Origin of the sequence: Devosia rhizoryzae (assembly GCF_016698665.1) — a bacterium.
Taxonomy (GTDB): domain Bacteria; phylum Pseudomonadota; class Alphaproteobacteria; order Rhizobiales; family Devosiaceae; genus Devosia; species Devosia rhizoryzae.
This window is the reverse complement of sequence record NZ_CP068046.1, coordinates 890,099-907,387: the sequence shown is the minus strand read 5'-3', so window position 1 is coordinate 907,387 and position 17,289 is coordinate 890,099. Positions and strand designations below refer to the sequence as shown.

The 17,289-nt window shown below is 62.0% G+C and carries 15 protein-coding genes; 11 read left to right on the top strand and 4 right to left on the bottom strand.

Annotated elements, in window-relative coordinates; genetic code table 11:
• Positions 1-32: 32 nt before the first annotated feature.
• The 7 genes from JI748_RS04475 to flaF all read left to right on the top strand — a co-directional run bounded on the left by JI748_RS04475 (position 33) and on the right by flaF (position 5,367).
• Positions 33-1,157, top strand: a complete 1,125-nt coding sequence (locus JI748_RS04475) for a flagellar basal body P-ring protein FlgI (RefSeq protein WP_201635471.1) — start codon at positions 33-35, stop codon at positions 1,155-1,157.
• Positions 1,157-1,471: a rod-binding protein gene (locus tag JI748_RS04470; RefSeq protein ID WP_201635469.1), complete on the top strand. Its 315-nt coding sequence runs from the start codon at positions 1,157-1,159 to the stop codon at positions 1,469-1,471. The genes JI748_RS04475 and JI748_RS04470 overlap by 1 nt, the downstream gene beginning before the upstream one ends.
• Positions 1,468-1,935, top strand: a complete 468-nt coding sequence (locus JI748_RS04465; RefSeq protein ID WP_201635467.1) for a hypothetical protein — start codon at positions 1,468-1,470, stop codon at positions 1,933-1,935. Before JI748_RS04470 ends, JI748_RS04465 begins: the two co-directional genes overlap by 4 nt.
• 101 nt (positions 1,936-2,036) lie before the next feature.
• Positions 2,037-2,354, top strand: coding sequence for a hypothetical protein (locus tag JI748_RS04460; RefSeq protein WP_201635465.1), 318 nt, complete (start codon positions 2,037-2,039; stop codon positions 2,352-2,354).
• Between the two features lie 207 nt (positions 2,355-2,561).
• Positions 2,562-4,514, top strand: coding sequence for a flagellin N-terminal helical domain-containing protein (locus tag JI748_RS04455; protein ID WP_201635463.1), 1,953 nt, complete (start codon positions 2,562-2,564; stop codon positions 4,512-4,514).
• 108 nt (positions 4,515-4,622) lie between these two features.
• Entirely contained in the window at positions 4,623-5,048 is a 426-nt protein-coding gene (flbT, locus tag JI748_RS04450) for a flagellar biosynthesis repressor FlbT (RefSeq protein ID WP_201635461.1), read from the top strand.
• Positions 4,999-5,367 (top strand): flagellar biosynthesis regulator FlaF, encoded by a 369-nt coding sequence (gene flaF, locus JI748_RS04445; RefSeq protein ID WP_201635459.1) that lies wholly within the window; start codon positions 4,999-5,001, stop codon positions 5,365-5,367. Before flbT ends, flaF begins: the two co-directional genes overlap by 50 nt.
• Positions 5,368-5,423: 56 nt before the next feature.
• Here the strand turns inward: flaF and JI748_RS04440 are convergent, their stop codons facing one another.
• The 3 genes from JI748_RS04440 to JI748_RS04430 all read right to left on the bottom strand — a co-directional run bounded on the left by JI748_RS04440 (position 5,424) and on the right by JI748_RS04430 (position 11,726).
• Entirely contained in the window at positions 5,424-7,370 is a 1,947-nt protein-coding gene (locus tag JI748_RS04440) for a hypothetical protein (protein WP_201635457.1), read from the bottom strand.
• Between the two features lie 14 nt (positions 7,371-7,384).
• Positions 7,385-9,217, bottom strand: coding sequence for a flagellar hook-associated protein FlgK (gene flgK / locus JI748_RS04435; protein ID WP_201635455.1), 1,833 nt, complete (start codon positions 9,215-9,217; stop codon positions 7,385-7,387).
• A gap of 61 nt (positions 9,218-9,278) precedes the next feature.
• On the bottom strand, positions 9,279-11,726 hold the full coding sequence (locus tag JI748_RS04430; protein ID WP_201635453.1) for a flagellar hook-basal body complex protein: 2,448 nt from the start codon (positions 11,724-11,726) through the stop codon (positions 9,279-9,281).
• Between the two features lie 224 nt (positions 11,727-11,950).
• On the opposite strand from JI748_RS04430, the gene JI748_RS04425 reads away from it, so the two are divergent.
• From JI748_RS04425 to JI748_RS04410, 4 genes are all read left to right on the top strand, one after another.
• Positions 11,951-12,817 carry an ATPase gene (locus JI748_RS04425; protein WP_201635451.1) on the top strand — a complete coding sequence of 289 codons (867 nt, stop codon included), beginning with the start codon at positions 11,951-11,953 and terminating at the stop codon, positions 12,815-12,817.
• 65 nt (positions 12,818-12,882) lie between these two features.
• The gene (locus JI748_RS04420; RefSeq protein ID WP_201635449.1) at positions 12,883-13,806 is read left to right on the top strand and encodes a homoserine O-succinyltransferase; all 924 of its coding nucleotides are present in this window, start codon (positions 12,883-12,885) and stop codon (positions 13,804-13,806) included.
• Between the two features lie 210 nt (positions 13,807-14,016).
• Positions 14,017-15,462, top strand: a complete 1,446-nt coding sequence (locus tag JI748_RS04415) for a YcjX family GTP-binding protein (RefSeq protein ID WP_201635447.1) — start codon at positions 14,017-14,019, stop codon at positions 15,460-15,462.
• Positions 15,459-16,466, top strand: coding sequence for a YcjF family protein (locus JI748_RS04410; protein ID WP_201635445.1), 1,008 nt, complete (start codon positions 15,459-15,461; stop codon positions 16,464-16,466). The genes JI748_RS04415 and JI748_RS04410 overlap by 4 nt, the downstream gene beginning before the upstream one ends.
• On the opposite strand, the gene JI748_RS04405 is transcribed toward JI748_RS04410, so the two are convergent.
• Positions 16,467-17,228: an EAL domain-containing protein gene (locus JI748_RS04405; RefSeq protein WP_201635443.1), complete on the bottom strand. Its 762-nt coding sequence runs from the start codon at positions 17,226-17,228 to the stop codon at positions 16,467-16,469. It abuts the gene before it with no gap.
• Positions 17,229-17,289 lie beyond the last annotated feature (61 nt).

The following is a 17,289-nucleotide window of genomic DNA, read 5'->3' as shown; positions in this document are numbered from 1 at the left end:
CTCGCATTGTCTTTCGGCAAACGGGGATGCCCATGCCAAACCGCCTGTTCCGATCGCTGTTCGCTGCCACCTTGAGCGCCGCGCTCCTGCTGACGCCGCTATCCGCTGCCACTGCCGCTCCCGCGCGCATCAAGGACATCGTCGATTTTGAAGGCGTGCGTGAAAACCAGCTTGTCGGCTACGGCCTTGTGGTCGGCCTCAATGGCACCGGCGACAGCCTCAACAATTCCCCCTTCACCAAGCAGTCGCTGCAGTCGATGCTCGAACGTCTCGGCGTCAACACAGCCGGCGAAAACGTCCGCACCGCCAATGTCGCGGCCGTCATGGTCACGGCAAACCTGCGCCCCTTCGCCACCCAGGGCTCCCGCATGGACGTTTCCGTCGCCGCCCTCGGCGATAGCGACAGCCTTCAGGGCGGCACCCTCCTCGTCACGCCTCTCCTCGGCGCCGATGGCGAAGTCTACGCCATCGCCCAGGGACCGGTGCTGATCAACGGCTTCAAGGCCGAAGGCGACGCCGCAACCGTCATCTCCGGCGTCCCCACGACGGGCCGCATCTCCTCCGGCGCCCTGATCGAGCGCGAGATCGAGTTCCATCTCGGGTCGCAAAGCTCCCTCCGCCTCGCCTTGCGCAACCCCGATCTCACTACCGCCCGCCGCATTGCCCTGGCCGTCAACGACTTCATCGGCGTGCCCACGGCCGTGCCTGAAGACCCGGCCACCGTCCGCCTCACCCTGCCCCGCGGCTTCAACGGCAATATCGTCGATCTCCTCACCGACATCGAACAGCTCATCGTCCAGACCGACCAGCCCGCCAAGATCGTCATCGACGAAAATTCCGGCATCATCGTCATGGGCAAGGACGTCCGCGTCTCGAGCGTCGCCGTCGCCCAATCCAACCTCACCGTCACCATCGCCGAGAACCCCACCGTGGTGCAGCCCGCGCCGTTGAGCCTCGGCGTCACCGCGGAACAGCCCAGCACCGACCTCAACGTCAACGAGTCCGCCACCGCGCTTGAAGTCATCGAGGAGTCCGTGACCCTCCAGCAGCTGGTGGATGGCCTCAACGCACTGGGCATCTCGCCCCGCGACCTCATCGCCATCCTCCAGTCTATTAAGGCGGCCGGCGCCCTCCAGGCCGAGATCGAGGTCCTCTGATGAACACCATCACCTCCGTTACCCCGCAGCAGACCCTGCGCATCCGCCAGCAGGCCGAGGAACTCGAAGGCGTCTTCCTCAACATGCTAACCAAGGAAATGTTCTCCGGCATCAAGACCGATGACGAGAATTTCGGCGGCGGCTTTGGCGAAGACACCTGGCGCGGCATGCAATCGGAACAGCTCGCCAATTCCATGGCGCAGAACGGCGGCATCGGCCTTGCCGATCAGCTGATGGGCGAAATGCTCGCCCTCCAGGAAGCCGCCAACACCAGCAAATCCATGTTCTCTCCCGCGTCCGGAGCCTATAAATGACCGCAGCCGCCCGCCTCGCCGCCCTCGATACCCTCCCTGCCGGCGATCTCTGCTCGCGTGCCGAAACGGCCTTGGCCTCCCTCGTCAACGTCATGAACCAGGAAACCATGCTCCTGCGCGCCGGCCACCTGCGACAGGCGAGCGAACTTACCCCTGAAAAGACCCGCCTCGCCCAGGAATACGTGACCTTTGCCCGCGCCATCCAGCGCGAGACCAAGCGCATCGTTGCCGAAGCCCCCCAGCTCATGGACCGTCTCCGCGCCGGCCACGAAAGCCTTGCCACCCAGATGGCCGAAAACCTGCGCGTCCTCGCCACCGCAAAAACTGTCACCGAGGACGTCCTCACCGACGTCGCCCGAATGGTCGGCCAGAACAACCGCACCAAGACCTACGGCACCGCCGGTCGCGTCACTGCCGACCCGGCTTCTTCCGCCAAGGGCATCGCGATCAACCGGGCACTCTGATCCGTCGCTTTTGATTTAATGACCACTAGAGGTCTAAACCGGAGAGCGGCAGGGCCGAGGCTATCGTTGCGTGCCATAGCGTGTACAGAAGGACACCGCTCATGATCGCACCGCCAGTTCTTCCCGCCGGATCGCCAAGTGTTGCAGCCGCGTCGGCACAGCGCGGCATCAGCCCTGCCCCGCTTGCGCCACCGTCTGCGGTCGAGAAAGCCACGGCAAACCTCACCTACAATCGCCGTCCTGCTCCGGACCCGGTGCCTGACTATGAGCCGCCAAGCGCCGGCGCCACCTTTGCTGCGGCAGTTCTCTCGGGCGCCCTAGCGCCGACGCCGCAAACGCTGAGCGAGTTCTATGCCCGCATCGGCGCCAGCGACATCCCCGAAGAATCGGAGCTGCGTCTGCGCGACTTGGAAGTGTAAACCTCCAGACAAAGCCTCCCCGAAGCCCGCGACTGTCGCGGGCTTTTGCATTTGGATTACCCGGCGTTAACCCCGCCCAAAAAACCGCCATTTGCCTCGCAACCGCATGGCCAAATTAACGGATTTTTATTCGGCCCCGATCAATCTGCCAGCAGTCTCAGAAGAGGCGTCAAACACGCTCGAGTATCCTAGAAAGGGAACTTGCAAATGGCAAACATCAATCTCTCCGCTGCCGTGCGGTCCAACCTCAGCTCGCTGCAGAATACAGCCTCGCTGATGTCCAAGACCTCCGATCGCCTCTCCTCGGGTAACAAGGTCAACTCGGCCTTGGACAATCCGACCAATTTCTTCACCGCCTCTTCGCTGAATAGCCGCGCCGGCGACTTGAACAGCCTCATGGACTCGATGGCCAATGGCATCAAGACCATCGAAGCTGCTAATAACGGCCTAAGTGCCATCACCAAGAACCTTGAGTCGATGCAATCAACCTTGCGCCAAGCGCGTCAGGACAAGTCATTCCAGACCTCGTCCTACTCTCTTGATGGTTCTCAGAGCGGGTCACTTTCCTTGAAAGGCGGCGCTATTGGCGACACCGGAGTTGAGGTTGCCCTTAACAGCGCAACCCCTGCCTCACTGACTAGTCAGGTTAAGTACGATGCTGCGGCGAAAGGTGCTAAGGATGTAAAGGCCAACACTGCCTACGATCCAGCACTGGTTGACGTCAGCACAACCGCCTTGTCCTTCGATATCAAAGGCAACAAGGACGACCTTGCTATCAACATCACGATCGACAAAGATACCGCTGGCATTGCAGACCACAAGAAGGTCACTGCTGACGAACTATTGGCAGTCACCAACAAGAAGCTGGCCGACTACGGAAGCACCGTACGGCTGCGCAAAGATGGCGATAAGCTTGAGATGTACGACTCCAATGCTGCTAACACTGGAGGCAGCGCGAGCATCAACCTTACCGCTACTAACGCAAATGCAGTGAAGCTGGGCTTCACCGCTACTGATGCTGATGCTGGCATCGCGGTGGGTGGTACCAATACCGTAGTCTCAACAGCAGGCGTTAACGCCAAGACTTTCGGCATCACCATCGACGGCAACGGTGCTGGAGCTACTACCACACCTGGCGCTGGTTCTATTGATGTTACGCTCGACGGGGACATCCATGACACTGCTGAAAAGGCCGCGGCGTTCATCAATGTGAAGTTTGCAGAAGCAGCAGCAACGGCCGCTAAGGCCGGCTCCACTGTGGTGCAACGGGAAGCTGCCGCATCTGTTAAGGGCCTAACCGCTTCGGTGCGTGATGGAAAGCTCGTCATCTCCGGTCCCGCAGACGGTACCGCGAAGACCATTTCCGTCACCGAGACCGACGGGGGTACCAATGAAGTTCCCTTGCTTATGGGTGCTGAGCCAGTAAGCGTTACCGCTTCGCAAGGCACTGGCCCTGCAAAAACTGTTGATGCTCTAATTCACGAGATTAACAACAACAAGGATCTGGCTGGCAAGGTTCGTGCCTCCAATGACAACGGCAAGCTGCGCATCGAGAACCTCTCGACCGAAGACCTGCTGGTCGATGGTGCAAGCTCCACTGGCGTGGTGGATGGCACCTCCGCTGGTGCGTCCAAGATCGGCGGCAACTCGGTTCGTGCCGGCCTGGCCGACCAGTTCAACGAACTGCGCGACCAGCTGGACAAGCTTTCCGACGATGCCTCGTTCAACGGTATCAACCTGCTGCGCGGCGACAATTTGAAGATCACCTTCAACGAAACCGGTACTTCGTCGATGGACATTCAGATTAAGGGTGGCGAGACCCTAAACGCCGGCAAGCTGAGCCTGTCCGACATTGTCGCCAAGAACCTCGACAGCGATACCGACATCGATGCCTTCCTCGGCAACATCAAGGAAGCACTCAACACGGTCCGTTCGCAGGCTTCGGCTTTCGGTTCGAACCTCTCCATCGTTCAGAACCGTCAGGACTTCACCAAGTCCATGATCAACACGCTCGAAACCGGTGCTGGCAACCTCACCCTGGCTGACATGAACCAGGAAGCTGCCAACATGATGGCTCTCCAGACCCGTCAGTCGCTGGCTTCCTCGACCCTGTCGATGGCCAACCAGGCCGACCAGTCGGTGCTGCAGCTGCTCCGTTAATCGGCGCTTCAATCAATCCAAGAAGGCGGGTCCATGTGGCCCGCCTTTTTTCTTGCCCCCTTCCCTTCTACAAGGCGCAAGGCGCCGCTTCAGAGACGAGGGATTCGAATGGCACTCAAGGTGGAACTGAAACCAGGCGAAAAGCTGCTGCTCGGCAACTGCATCGTCACCAATGGCGATCAGCGAACGCGGCTCTTCATCGACGGCAATTCACCCATCCTGCGCGAGAAGGACATCCTGACGCCAGAGACCGCCGACACTCCCGCCAAGCGCGTCTATCTAGCCGTCCAGCTCATGTATATCGCCGAAGATATCGGGGCGATGAAGGAGCAGTACTTCGCGCTGGTGAACGACTTTATCGCCGCGGTTCCCTCGTCTTTGGCCATTGTTGACCGCATAAATAACGACATCTTAACGGGGTCATTGTACAAAGCATTGAGGTCAGCCCGTGAGCTGATTGCCTATGAACAGGACCTTCTAGACCATGCAGCATCAGGCGGCCGTAGCCTACCAGGCGACAGCGAAAACAGTTGAAACCCCGCGCGATCGCGAAGCGGCATTGCTGATCAAATCGGCTGCCACAATGCAGAATCTGCGCGACAACTGGCCTACCGATTTCGAGGTCCTGCGCAATGGCCTGACCTTCAATCGCAAGCTCTGGACCATCTTCATGTCCTCGGTCACGCGCGAGGACAATCCGCTGAGCGCCCCCGTGCGTCAGAACATCGCGAACCTTGGCATGTTCATCCTCAACGAAACTCGCGAAATCCTCCTCGATCCCGTTGCCCCCAACCGGCTTGACCCGTTGATCAACATCAACCGCCAGCTCGCCGCCGGTCTCCGCGGCAACTGAGCTAAAAACAAAGGCCCCGCACTGCGGGGCCTTTTTTTAGGTGGTCACCTATCTGCTTAGCGCAGGAAGTTGACGAGGCTTAACTGGCTCACCATCGAGGTCACCTGGTAGCTCGCCGTCAGCCTTGTCTGCAAAGCCAGGATCTCCATGGCGACGTCTTCCTTGCTCACAGTCTCCACATCGCTGAGCAGGTTGTCGAGCTGGCTCTTGTAGTTCTGGTGGCGCTTGCCCGCTGACTCAAGCGACGCGCGCGCAATCCCGAGTTCCATCGTCACCAGTTCGATCGAACCCTTTTCGTTGTTCCGGCCCTCGGACAGTTGCGACTGCTGTCGGGCGGCCATGGCGTCGAAGCGCGCCTTGGCCGGGTAGAGGTCGGCAGAATTGGGATCGCTGGTGCCGGCAAGTTCCGGATAGGTCTCGACACTCATGGACGCTAGCGAGCGCACCATCCGCAAATACCCGGCTTCATTGGCCTGCATGCCATAGTTGACGCGACCGGCATCTTCGATCGCCGAACTGACCGACTGGCGCGGATTACCCTGTGCATCGGTCGCCGCCTCGGTGATCGAACGCTGCATGGCCTTGTTGAAGTTTTCCGCCGTCGCCTCCGGTGTGGCGCCGAGGGAAAACTGACCCGGCCCTGCAGTACCGGCCACCGCCGTCAGCGTAATCTCTCGCTGCTTGCCGCCGGGTTCGCTCAGCGTGAGCGTGACCTTATCGCCCGCAGCGGCAGTGGCGCCGAAGTTAACGGCAACATTTGCCGGATCGCCGCTGGTCAACGCCCGCGAAACACCGCCCGCATTGGCCGAAGTAGCCGTGGCATTGGTGATCTGGAAGCCATGCTGCTGCGACACGGGCACATTTTCCGAAAGCGTCACCACGGCGCCATTGCGTTCCGAAGTCAGGCGTCCCATGCCTGTTGCGAATATGGCTGGGCTTTCGCCGCTATACCACATCACCGTGTCGGTCTTGCTGGCCACCCGCAGTGCGGTGGCGTTGAACGGGTCATTGCCCGCCACGCGCAGCACTGGCTCCCCTGCGGCATTGAAAAAGTTTTCGGAAGCGGCAAAGGTGGAGGCCGCCGCCATTTCGCTGGCCGTCGACTTCTGCAGGCTTCCCTCGAGCGCCGCCTTGAACGCGCCTGCCGTTGCGCTGGCATCGGCACCGATCACGAATTCATCCGCCGCAGGAGGTGATTTCGCGGTGGTGACAGCCCGCAGCGTAATCTGCGTTTCCGTGCCATCCGGCAGGGTGAACCCGAGCGTGACGCTGTCACCTGCGGCCGGCGGCGTGGTGAAGGTAAAGTCGATCTTGGCCGGCGAGCTGTTGAAGTCGGCATTATTGCCTATGCCCGTGCCAACCGTCGAAATGGTCGAAAGCTTGAAGCCGAACGGGTGATTGCCATCCTCGGCCAGGTTGACGACGACGCTGAGCGGGTCCGTCGTGTCGATCGCCGTATCGAGTCGTCCGAATCCGTCAGACCCGGCATCAGCCGCCTTGCGCTCGTTGACCACGGTCTTGAAGCCCGCCCTGCCCCCGGCCCCATCCAAAAGCTCCGCCGTGGTGGGCAGCGGCGCTTTGTCGGTGACCTTGCCGCCGAAGATATAGCGGCCGGCAATATCGCCATTGAGCATGGTGACGACTTCGTCGAGCCGCGATTTCGAAAGCTCGGGTGCCGTGGCCATGTTGATGTTGTTGGTGCCGTATTGGCCGGGCACGGAAGAATTGCGCGCCTCGCCCTCGATCTTGTCGAAACGGCTCAGCGCATTGTCGAGAAACGACAGCCGCAGGTTCACCTGCTCGATATTGGCCGTGTACCCCTCGATCGTAGAAAGCCGCGACCGCACTGACAGCGATACCGGCAGGTCGCGACCCATATCGGCCAGCGTTTGTGCCTTCTGCCCGGTGCCCAGCTGCATTTGCAGCGTGGCGAACTTGTCCTGCATCTTGGAGATGACCGAAAAGCCGGTCTGCAGCGGGAACATGGACTTATTGACGATCATGAGAAGCGTTCCCGTCAGGTCGAAGCGAAGAGGGCGTCGAGCAATTCCTTGACCACCGAGATGACGCGCGCATTGGCGGCATAGGCGCTCTGCAGCTCGGTCAGCCGCGCCATTTCATCATCGACATTGACGCCATATTCGCTTTCCATCTGCGTGGAGATGGTGTCGAGCGTCAGCTGCCGGTTCTGCTGCTGAGTGATGGCGCTGCCGATCGTCGTGCCCTGGTAGTTCAGCACCTGGTCAATCATCTGCTCTACCGTGCCATTGAGCTGGTAGCGGCTGCCATTGCTGGCCGGTGCCGCGCCCGACACGAAGTTCATCGATTTGAGCTGGTCGAGAATATACTCGGGCCGCTTGGCATCCCCCAGCGTCTGCCCAATATCGGTCTGCACCAGAGCCCGGTTGTCGCTGAGAATGGCCGGATTGATGGCGATCCGCGCAGCAAAGCCGAGCTTTTGCGGCGGCGTGCCATCGAGATTGTTGGTAAAGGCCGAACCACCATCCAAAAACATCGGCAGTGCCAGTGCGCCGGCCTGCGTGGCGGTCGCCGTGCTGCGGGTCGTAAGCTTGGTCACCTCGATCGTACCGCCGCCACCGGCGAGCACCTCGATCTTGCCGGCCGATGGGCTGCTCACCGCAAGATTCGGCAGCTTGCTCTGCAACACGGCCGCTGCCGCCGATGCGTCGCTGAGATCGACCGAGATCACCCGCTGGCCACTGGCGTCGACATAATCCTGGCCATTGGTGCTGTTGACGACCCGCACGCGCTGCTCGACGCCGTTGACGGAATAGTTCAGCAGCATGTCGTTGCCGGGCTGCAGGCTGCTGACATCGGCAACAAGACCCTTGGCGCCCGCCCCGTTCGTCACCGCGCTGCCCGGCGTCGTGATGGTGGAAAAAGCCGTGGCCATGCCGGCGGCAATCTCGTCGAGCTGGTTCTGCGCCTCGACCAGTGTCTTGTCGCGCAAGGTGACCAGCCCGGCCAACTCGCCGCCCTGCAACACGCCCTGCTGCACGAGATCGATGGAAAGCCCCGAAGGCGTTGTTAGCGTCAGCGTCCCGACCTTGCTCTCGCCTGTCGACAGGCTGGCCTGCGACGTCGCCGAAAGCGAACCGGCGGTGGTGAACTTGAACGTCGAGACGCCGCTATCGAGCAGGCCCACCCCCGATCGCGTCAGCAAGGCAACGGTGCCATCGGCCCGGTAATTGGCCTGCACGTCGATCACTTCGGCCACGGATGCGACAAGCCGATCGCGCTGGTCGAGGAGGCTGGCGCGCGCCGTGTCCGTCATGCCCAGATCGAGCATGCGCTTGTTCACCTCGTCGAGTGACACCAGCATGGCATTGGCATCGGTGACGTTGTTAGCAATGCGGGTTTCGGTTTCCTGCCGCAATCCCTGGATCACGCCGGAAAGTTCGTTGAGCCGCTGCGCCATCGATTGCGCCGAGGCAACCACTGTGGCGCGAGCCGAATAATCGTCGGGGCTGGTCGCCAGCGCCTGCAGCGAATTCTTGAAGCTGCCGAACATGCTGTCCAGCGAGCCGGCCGATCCCGGCTTCCCTAAAACACCCTGCAGCTTGTTGAGATAGGTCGCGGTGACGCCCGCCGATGCCGTGTCCGAAACCTGCCGGTTATAATAGGTCTGAAGGCTCTGGCTGAACGCGCGATCGACGCCGGCCGAGCGCGCATAGGTGCTGTTGGTCGAGTTGTAGTCGATGACATTGAGAGACTGCCGGTGATAGCCCGGCGTGCCCGAATTGGCGACGTTGCGCGACAGGATCGAGATCGAGTCCTGGTTGACCCGCAATCCCGATACAGCGTTGGATAATGATGTAACCAGACCCATTCAGCGGCCCTCTTCGCCTTGAACGGCCCGGAACATCTCCCGGGCCGCTGACCTGATGCGCTTAGCGAACCATGTTCAGTGCTTCCTGCAGCATCTCGTCGGCGGTCGAGACGATGCGGGTACCGGCCGAATAGGCCTGCTGGGTGATGATGAGCTTGGTGAACTCGTCCGAAATGTCGGTGTTGGAGGCTTCAAGCGCGCCACCGATAATACCCGACCCGGAAAGATCGAAGATCGGCTCACCCGACTCCGAAGTCGTCTGGTAGACGCCGCCATCGAGGCGCTTCAGAGAATTGACGCCGTTGAACTGCGCCGTCGTCACCTGCGCCATTTCGATGCGCTCGCCATTCGAGTAGGTCGCCACCACGCGTCCGCTATCGGTGATCGCCACCGACAAAAATTCGCCGGCGCCATAGCCGTTCTGGTTGAGTGTCGAGACCGTCACCGTGCCGTTGACGTCGGCGAACTGCGACACGCCATTGGTGTCGTGCTTGAGCTCGACCTCGCCGATATGGACGCCGTTGACCGTGAGGTTGTTGATGACATTGCTGCCCGTCCCGGTGCCCACCATCGATCCGTTGGAGTCGAACTGGTAGTTCATTCCCGTATTGGTCCAGGCGGTCGCCGCGCCGGTGGCCGTGCTGTCGGAAAGGTAGAACAGGTTCCAGGTATCGGCGCCGCCGGTCGCCGCACTGTCGACCTTGGCCCAGCGCATCTGCACGTTCACCGGCGCGCCATTGGCGGCATAAACGGTGATAGCGCCGCCCGAAATGGACTGGGCAACGAACTTGTCTGCGTCGGCAGCGGTGATGTTGCCGACCTTGCCGGTAGCAGCGCCAAACGTGCCGTTGATGCCCATGGCCGATGCGGCGGTGCCGCTGATGGTAGCGGGATAATAGTGGTTGTCGCCGAAGTCGATCTTGACCGAACCGCCTTCGAGACGCACCCGGGCGCCAGAGGCACCCACGCCGCCATTGGCCTGGAGATCGGCTTCGATGGCAGCAAGCATCTGCGCTACCGTGCCGCCGGCATTGATCTCGACTTCGTTCGTACCGGGCGTCACGCTGCCATCGGTATCGAAGCGGTAGTTGCGCGTGGTGCCGCCGACGCTGACGGTCATGGTCTGCCCGTTCTGCACCAGAAGATCGGCAGGCGTATCAGCCACATTGGCGCCGTTGATCGCGGCTGTGGAATAAGAGCCGTTCGGAAGCCCGAAGATCTGGCCCGCCGCCGTGCCTGCTGCTCGCGTGCTGGCCAGCGAGAAGGTTGCGCTGCTTGCGGCGCCGGTGAAGACTTCCATCTTGCCGTTCCGCAGCTTGACCGTGAGGTCATTGTTGCCGGTCAGGGCCCGCAGTTCGATCTGCATCGACGCCAGCGCGGTGTTGACGTCGCCATTGGCATTGACCGTCGTGCCGGTACCGGTAGCGGCGGCATCCGCAGTGCGAACCCCTACGGCATAGACAATGTCCAACTGCCCGGTTGCCGCATTATAGGTCGCGGTGGAGCCGCTGAACTTGTCTTCGACCGCAGCTTCGAGCCCTGCAGCATCTGCCGAAAAATCGCTGAAGTCGATAGCGGTACCGCCGATGTTCAGCGTGTCGGAGCGATGGAGGCCAGCCAGGTCGCCGGCAGCAATGCGCAGCGAGGTCGTGCCGCCCACTGCAACCGTCCCCGGAGTAGCACCCGGCAACAGCGTTACCACCTGCGACGCGGAACCATCCGTGTCGAACCGCAAATTATAGGTCTGCCCGCCGATGCCGAAGGCCAGCACGTCGCCATCGTTGATGACGGTGCGCGCATCCCCCGTACCGACAAACGTATCGCCACTCGCCCGCGGCGGTTGCGGGGACAGCGACGTGATAACGTTGGTGCCTGTGCGGTTCGGCACCTGCGGCGTGCCCGATACGTTAGAGAACGTCCACGGCTGCAGCATTTCGCTGTTCGGCACGGTCGGCTTGTAGTTGGCCGTCTTGGGCAGTTGCGGCAGGTTGGCCTGGTAGTTGATCGTCTTGGTGACGTTGGCTGGCAGGAAGGCGTTGGACAGCTTGATGACGCTGGGCACCGAGCCGGAAATGTTGCCGGTCGCCGGATCGATCGGAAGACCCTTGAGGTAGTAGCCGGCGCCGTTGACCAGCAGACCATCCTTGTCGATCTCAAAATCGCCGCGACGAGTAAAGTAGTTCGAGCCAGCAAACACCGAATTGCCATCTGACTGGCCGACCTTGGGCTCCACCACGAAGAAGCCGTTGGTATTGAGCGCGATAAAGGTCTCGTTGGACGAGGTCTGGATATCGCCCTGGATATTGTTGGTGCTGCGCGACTGCGCCAGCACTGCGCCCGGCACCTGTGCCTTGAGCGGAGCATCGGGGATCAGGTCGACGAAGCTCGTTTCCATCCGCTTGTAGCCGGTGGTCTGCGAGTTCGCGATATTGCCCGAAATGTTTTCCAAGGCATGGGACTGCGCCCTTAGGCCGGTCACCGCGCTGGAAAGAGCCCCATAGATACCCATCTCAAACTCCCGAAAACCCAATTCGCCCCTGAGGCGTGTTCGGGAGCAACGATGCAAAGGGAATGCCAGATCTAAGCCCATTGATATCATTGCGTTTTTAGCAATGGCGGCAACATGTTTCGGTAGTCAGCGGCAAAACACTCCACCCACCCGGCAGTTTCTGCCGCTCGCTTGTGAAGCGCTGTCGCATGCAGTAAATCGACGGCCACTACAGGGGCAGAGCAATGCTGTTTTCCAGCGTCGATGAGTTCGTCAAAGCCAAGCGCCGCGCGGTGACCGTGTTCGGCATGGCCGGCGTTGGCAAGACGCGGCTCTCCAACATGCTGCGCGCCAATAGCTGGTTCCACTACTCCGCCGACTACCGCATCGGCACGCGCTACATGGGCGAATTCATCGTCGACAATTTCAAGCGCGAAGCGATGAAGGTGCCGTTCCTGGCCCAGCTTCTGCGCACGGACTCGATCTACATCTCGTCCAACATCACCTTCGACAATCTCGACCCGCTTTCGACCTATCTCGGCACGCCGGGAGACACCAATCGCGGCGGCCTGCCGCTTGCCGAATACCAGCGCCGGCAGGAGCAGCATCGCGTCGCCGAGATCGCCGCCCTGCGCGACGTCCCCTATTTCATCGAGCGCGCCAAGGCCCTTTACGGTTACGACGATTTCATCGCCGACACCGGCGGTTCGCTGATCGAGGTCATCGATCACGCCGATCCGGACGACCCGGTGGTTTCGACACTGACGGCCCACACCGCCCTGCTCTACATTCGCGGCACCGAAAAGGACGCCAGCGAACTGGTGAAGCGCTTCAAGCAGGCGCCCAAGCCCATGTATTACCGCCCGCCCTTTCTGGTCGAGAAATGGGCCGAGTACAAACTGATCAATGGCATCATCGACGATTGCGACGTCGACCCGGCCGGCTTCGGGGCCTGGGGTTTTGAAGCCCTGCTGCATGATCGCCTGCCGCGCTACCAGGCATTTGCCGACAAGTTCGGCTATGTGGTCGAAGCCTCTGACCTCGCCACTGTCCGCGATGGGGATGAGTTCGTCGACCTGATGGCGGCGGCGATCGAGAAGCGAATGCGCTAGCGCGGCCTTTCGAGGTTCGCGCCTGCTTGAATCGCTTTCTCGCTTTCCCCAGCTAAGGCTCCATCATGCCTATCAGAATTCCCGACAATCTGCCCGCCCGCAAGACGCTCGAACAGGAAGGCGTCTATGTCATGGATTCCTCGCGCGCCGCGCGTCAAGACATCCGCCCGCTCGAGTTCGGCCTTCTCAACCTGATGCCCAACAAGGAGCGCACCGAAACCCAATTTTCCCGGCTGATCGGTGCCACCCCGCTCCAGATCAACCTGACCCTGGTGCGCGTCTCGGACCATCAGTCCAAGAACACCTCCGAGGATTACCTCAAGACCTTCTACCAGACCTGGGCCGAGGTGAAGGAGCGCAAGTTCGACGGCTTCATCGTCACCGGTGCGCCGATCGCCAACATTCCCTTCGAGGACGTGCGCTATTGGCCCGAAATGCTCGAAATCATGGAGTGGACGCGCACCAATGTGCACCATACCATGTTCATCTGCTGGGGCGCTCAAGCGGCGCTGCACCATTTCCATGGCGCCAAGCGCTACCGCATGGACAAAAAGGCCTTCGGCGTCTTCCGGCATCGGATCACGGCGCCGCGCTCGCCCTATCTGCGCGGCCTTTCCGATAGTCCCATGGTTCCCGTCTCGCGCTACAACGACATCGATCGCACCACATTGGGCGACAATCTCGAAGTCATGATCGACAATCCTGACGTCGGCGTCTGCATGCTGGGCGAGAAGAACGACAGCGCGGTCTACTTCCTCAACCACCTCGAATACGACAACCGCTCGCTCGCCGACGAATACGAGCGCGACCGCGCCGCAGGCCTCGACACGCCTCCCCCCGTCAACCTCTTCCTCAATGGCGACACCAGCGCAGACCCGGAAAACCGCTGGCGCAGCCACGCGCACTTGTTGTTCCAGAACTGGATCAACGAGATCTATCAAACCACGCCCTACCGTTTGGAAGAGATCGGAAAAGCTCAGGAAGCGTGAGCCATCAAACTCCCTGAGCCCTCATGGTGAGGTGCGGAGCGAAGCTCAGCCTCGAACCACGAGGGCGGGCACACCATGCTTGCCACGACCTCGCCCTTCGAGGCTTCGCTGCGCTTCGCACCTCAGGATGAGGTCTACTGCATCAGCACGCCCACCCCTTCCCAAACCCCCTCCCGCTCCCTACCTTGGTGACTTCACCGAGGACACCACGTGCCCAACCCGCCGACGACCATCGCCGACGAATTCGGCATCGCCCTCGCCAACCTCACCGACAGCGCCACCGGCCTCTTGACACCCACCCTGCGCCTGGGGGTCACTGGCCTCAGCCGCGCCGGCAAAACCATTTTCATCACCGCCCTCGTTCATAACCTGCTGACGCAAGGCCGCCTGCCCGGCTTTGCCCCGCTTGCCGATGGCCGCTTTGTCGGGGCCCGGCTCGCCGAATATCCCGACGCCACCATCCCGCGCTTTGCCTATGAGCAGCACCTGGCCTCGCTCACCGCCAGCCCGCCCACTTGGCCCGAAGGCACCCGCCGCATCTCGCAATTGCGCATCGTGCTACGCTTCCAGTCCGCCAAGTGGTGGTCCGGCATGCGGGGCCCGGCAACGCTCAACCTCGACATCGTCGACTATCCCGGCGAATGGTTGCTCGACCTGCCCCTGCTCGGCCTTTCCTTTGCCGAATGGAGCGCCGAGGCGCTCGATCGCGCGGGTCAGCCCGGCCATGCGGCCGAAGCCGAAGACTTCCTGCGCGAGCTGGAAAAGACCGACGCCACCAAGCCCGCCACCGATCCTGATGCCGAGCGGCTGGCCCTGGCCTTCACCACTTATCTCCGCCGCAGCCGCGAGCACGGTGCCCTTTCGACCCTGCCTCCCGGCCGCTTTCTTTTGCCCGGCGATCTCGAAGGCTCCCCGGCGCTGACCTTTGCCCCGCTTCCGCTCGCCGCCGCCCGCCATGGCAGCCTTTATGCCATGCTCGAAAACCGCTTCGAGGCCTATAAGGACCGCGTTGTCCGCCCCTTCTTCCGCGACCACTTTGCCCGCCTCGACCGGCAGGTGGTGCTGGTCGATACGCTGCGCGCGCTCAACACCGGCCCAGCCGCCGTTGCCGACCTCGAGACGGCGCTGACCTCGGTACTTGCCTGCTTCCGCCAGGGCGAAGCCAATCCCCTGCTCCGTCCCTTCTCCCGCCGCATCGACCGCATCCTCTTTGCCGCGACCAAGGCCGATCACGTCCATCACACCAGTCACGACCGGCTGGAGGCCATCCTCAATCGCCTCGTTGCCAGCGCCAGCAGGCGCGCCCGCTTCGCCGGTGCGGAAGCCAAATCCATGGCCATCGCCGGCATCCGTGCCACCAGCGAAGGCACGATCCGCGAGGGCGGGCAAACCCTGCCCACCTTGATCGGCACGCCGCTGGCAGGCGAGACGCTGGAAGGCCAGACCTACAACGGCAAGACCGAAATCGCATTGTTTCCCGGGGACTTGCCGGAACGCCCGGACTCAGTTTTCGAAGATGGCACCCCCGTAGCGCTCAACTTCCTCCGCTTCGCACCGCCACAGCGGCTCGAGCGCAATGCGGCCGGCGATATCGTCCTGCCGCATATCCGGCTCGACCGGGCGCTCGATTACCTTATCGGAGACTGGATGGCATGAAGCCGATCGCCCGCCCCACCGGCACCGTCTCCGAGCCCGCTGAAGCAACGCGCGCGCCTCGCGCCTTCACCCCCGACCGCGCCGAGATAGTCGAAACCGTCTTCGAACCCGAAGCGGAACCCGACCTCGTCGCGCCCCCGCCCCGCCGCATGGGCGGCTTTGGCAAGCTCCTGTGGACCACCGGCGGCATCTTGGTCTCCGCCGCTCTAGGTCTCGCCGCCGACCGCCTCATCCGCGACCTCTTCGCCACCAACGAATATCTGGGCATTCTCGGGCTTGCCGTCCTCGGCCTCTTTGTCCTCGCCGTCATTGCCCTCGTCGCCCGCGAAATCTTCGCGCTGCGCCGCCTCCGTGTCCTCGACAGCCTCAAGGAGGAAGCCGCCCGCGCCAGCATCGACAATGACCGAAAGCGCGCCGGCACCGTCACCGATCAGCTCACCACCATCTATGCCGGTCGCGCCGATCTTGCCCGCGCCCGCGAAACACTGACCGGGCACCTGCCGAACCTCTTCGATGGCACTGAAGTCATCACTCTCGCCGAGCGCACCCTGATGGCGCCCCTCGACGCCCGCGCCAAGGCCCTAACCGCCGCCTCCGCCCGCCGCGTGGCCCTCGTCACTGCCGTCTCACCGCGCGCACTGATCGACGTCGCCTTCGTCATCTACGAAAGCGTCCGCCTCGCCGGCGCCATCGCCGCGCTCTACGGCGCCCGCCCCGGCTTCTTCGGCTTCTGGCGCCTCGCCGGCTCGGTGCTGGCGCATCTGGCGGTCACCGGCGGCCTCGTTCTCACCGATGGCATCGTCGAGCAATTGGTCGGACAGGGCCTTGCCGCCAAACTCTCCGCCCGCCTCGGCGAAGGCGTCGTCAACGGCCTCATGACCGTCCGCGTGGGCATCGCCGCCATGCGCGTCGTCCGCCCCCTGCCCTTCGACACCCTGGCGCAACCCACCGTCCGGGATTTCATTCCCGAACTGGTTAAGGTCACGCAGGACGCAGCGAGATAGCTACGCCGCCAAATTCATCTGCTCGAGCCCTGCAAAGCTCTCGAGCTGCGGCTTGGCGAAATAATAGCCCTGGAACAGCGCGATCCCCGCAGCCTTGAGCGTCATCATCTCGGCCTCGGTCTCGACACCCTCGGCCAGCACCACGATATCGAGCTGCCGCGCAATGCCGACGATCCCGGCAATGATCGCCTGCCGCGCCGGCGAACTGTCGACGCCGCGCAGCAATTCCATGTCGATCTTGATGAGGTTCGGCTGGAATTTTGCGAGCAGCCCAAGACCCGCATAGCCGGCGCCGAAATCGTCCAGCGCGGTCATGAACCCCATGCGCTTATATTCGGCAACGATATTGGCGACATGGTCGACATCGCTCATGCGCTCGTTCTCGGTGAACTCGAACATCAACCGGCGCGGATTGAACTGCGTCTTGGCGGCCGCCGCGAGCGTCGCGCGGATACAGGCACGCGGCTCGTAAACGGCGTTGGGCATGAAGTTGATCGAGAGCCGCGCCGTGGAGGATGCCGGGAGCTTGGTCCCCGCCAGCTCGATCGCCTTGACGCGGCAGGCCTGGTCGAATACGTAGCGATTCGCCTCCGTGACCGCGGAGAGAACCGAATACGCCCCCTGCCCCTCGGTGCCGCGCACCAGCGCCTCATAGCCCCAGATCTCGCGGGCGACGACGTCGACAATAGGCTGGAACGCCATGGTGAAGGCGACGGGGAATTCTTGCCCGTCTTTGCAGGCCTGGCAGGAGACGGAAGCCATCGAACAAACCTATAATATTATGGGAAAAGCGAAATCTCCCCATGCTGCGCCCATAGGTTTT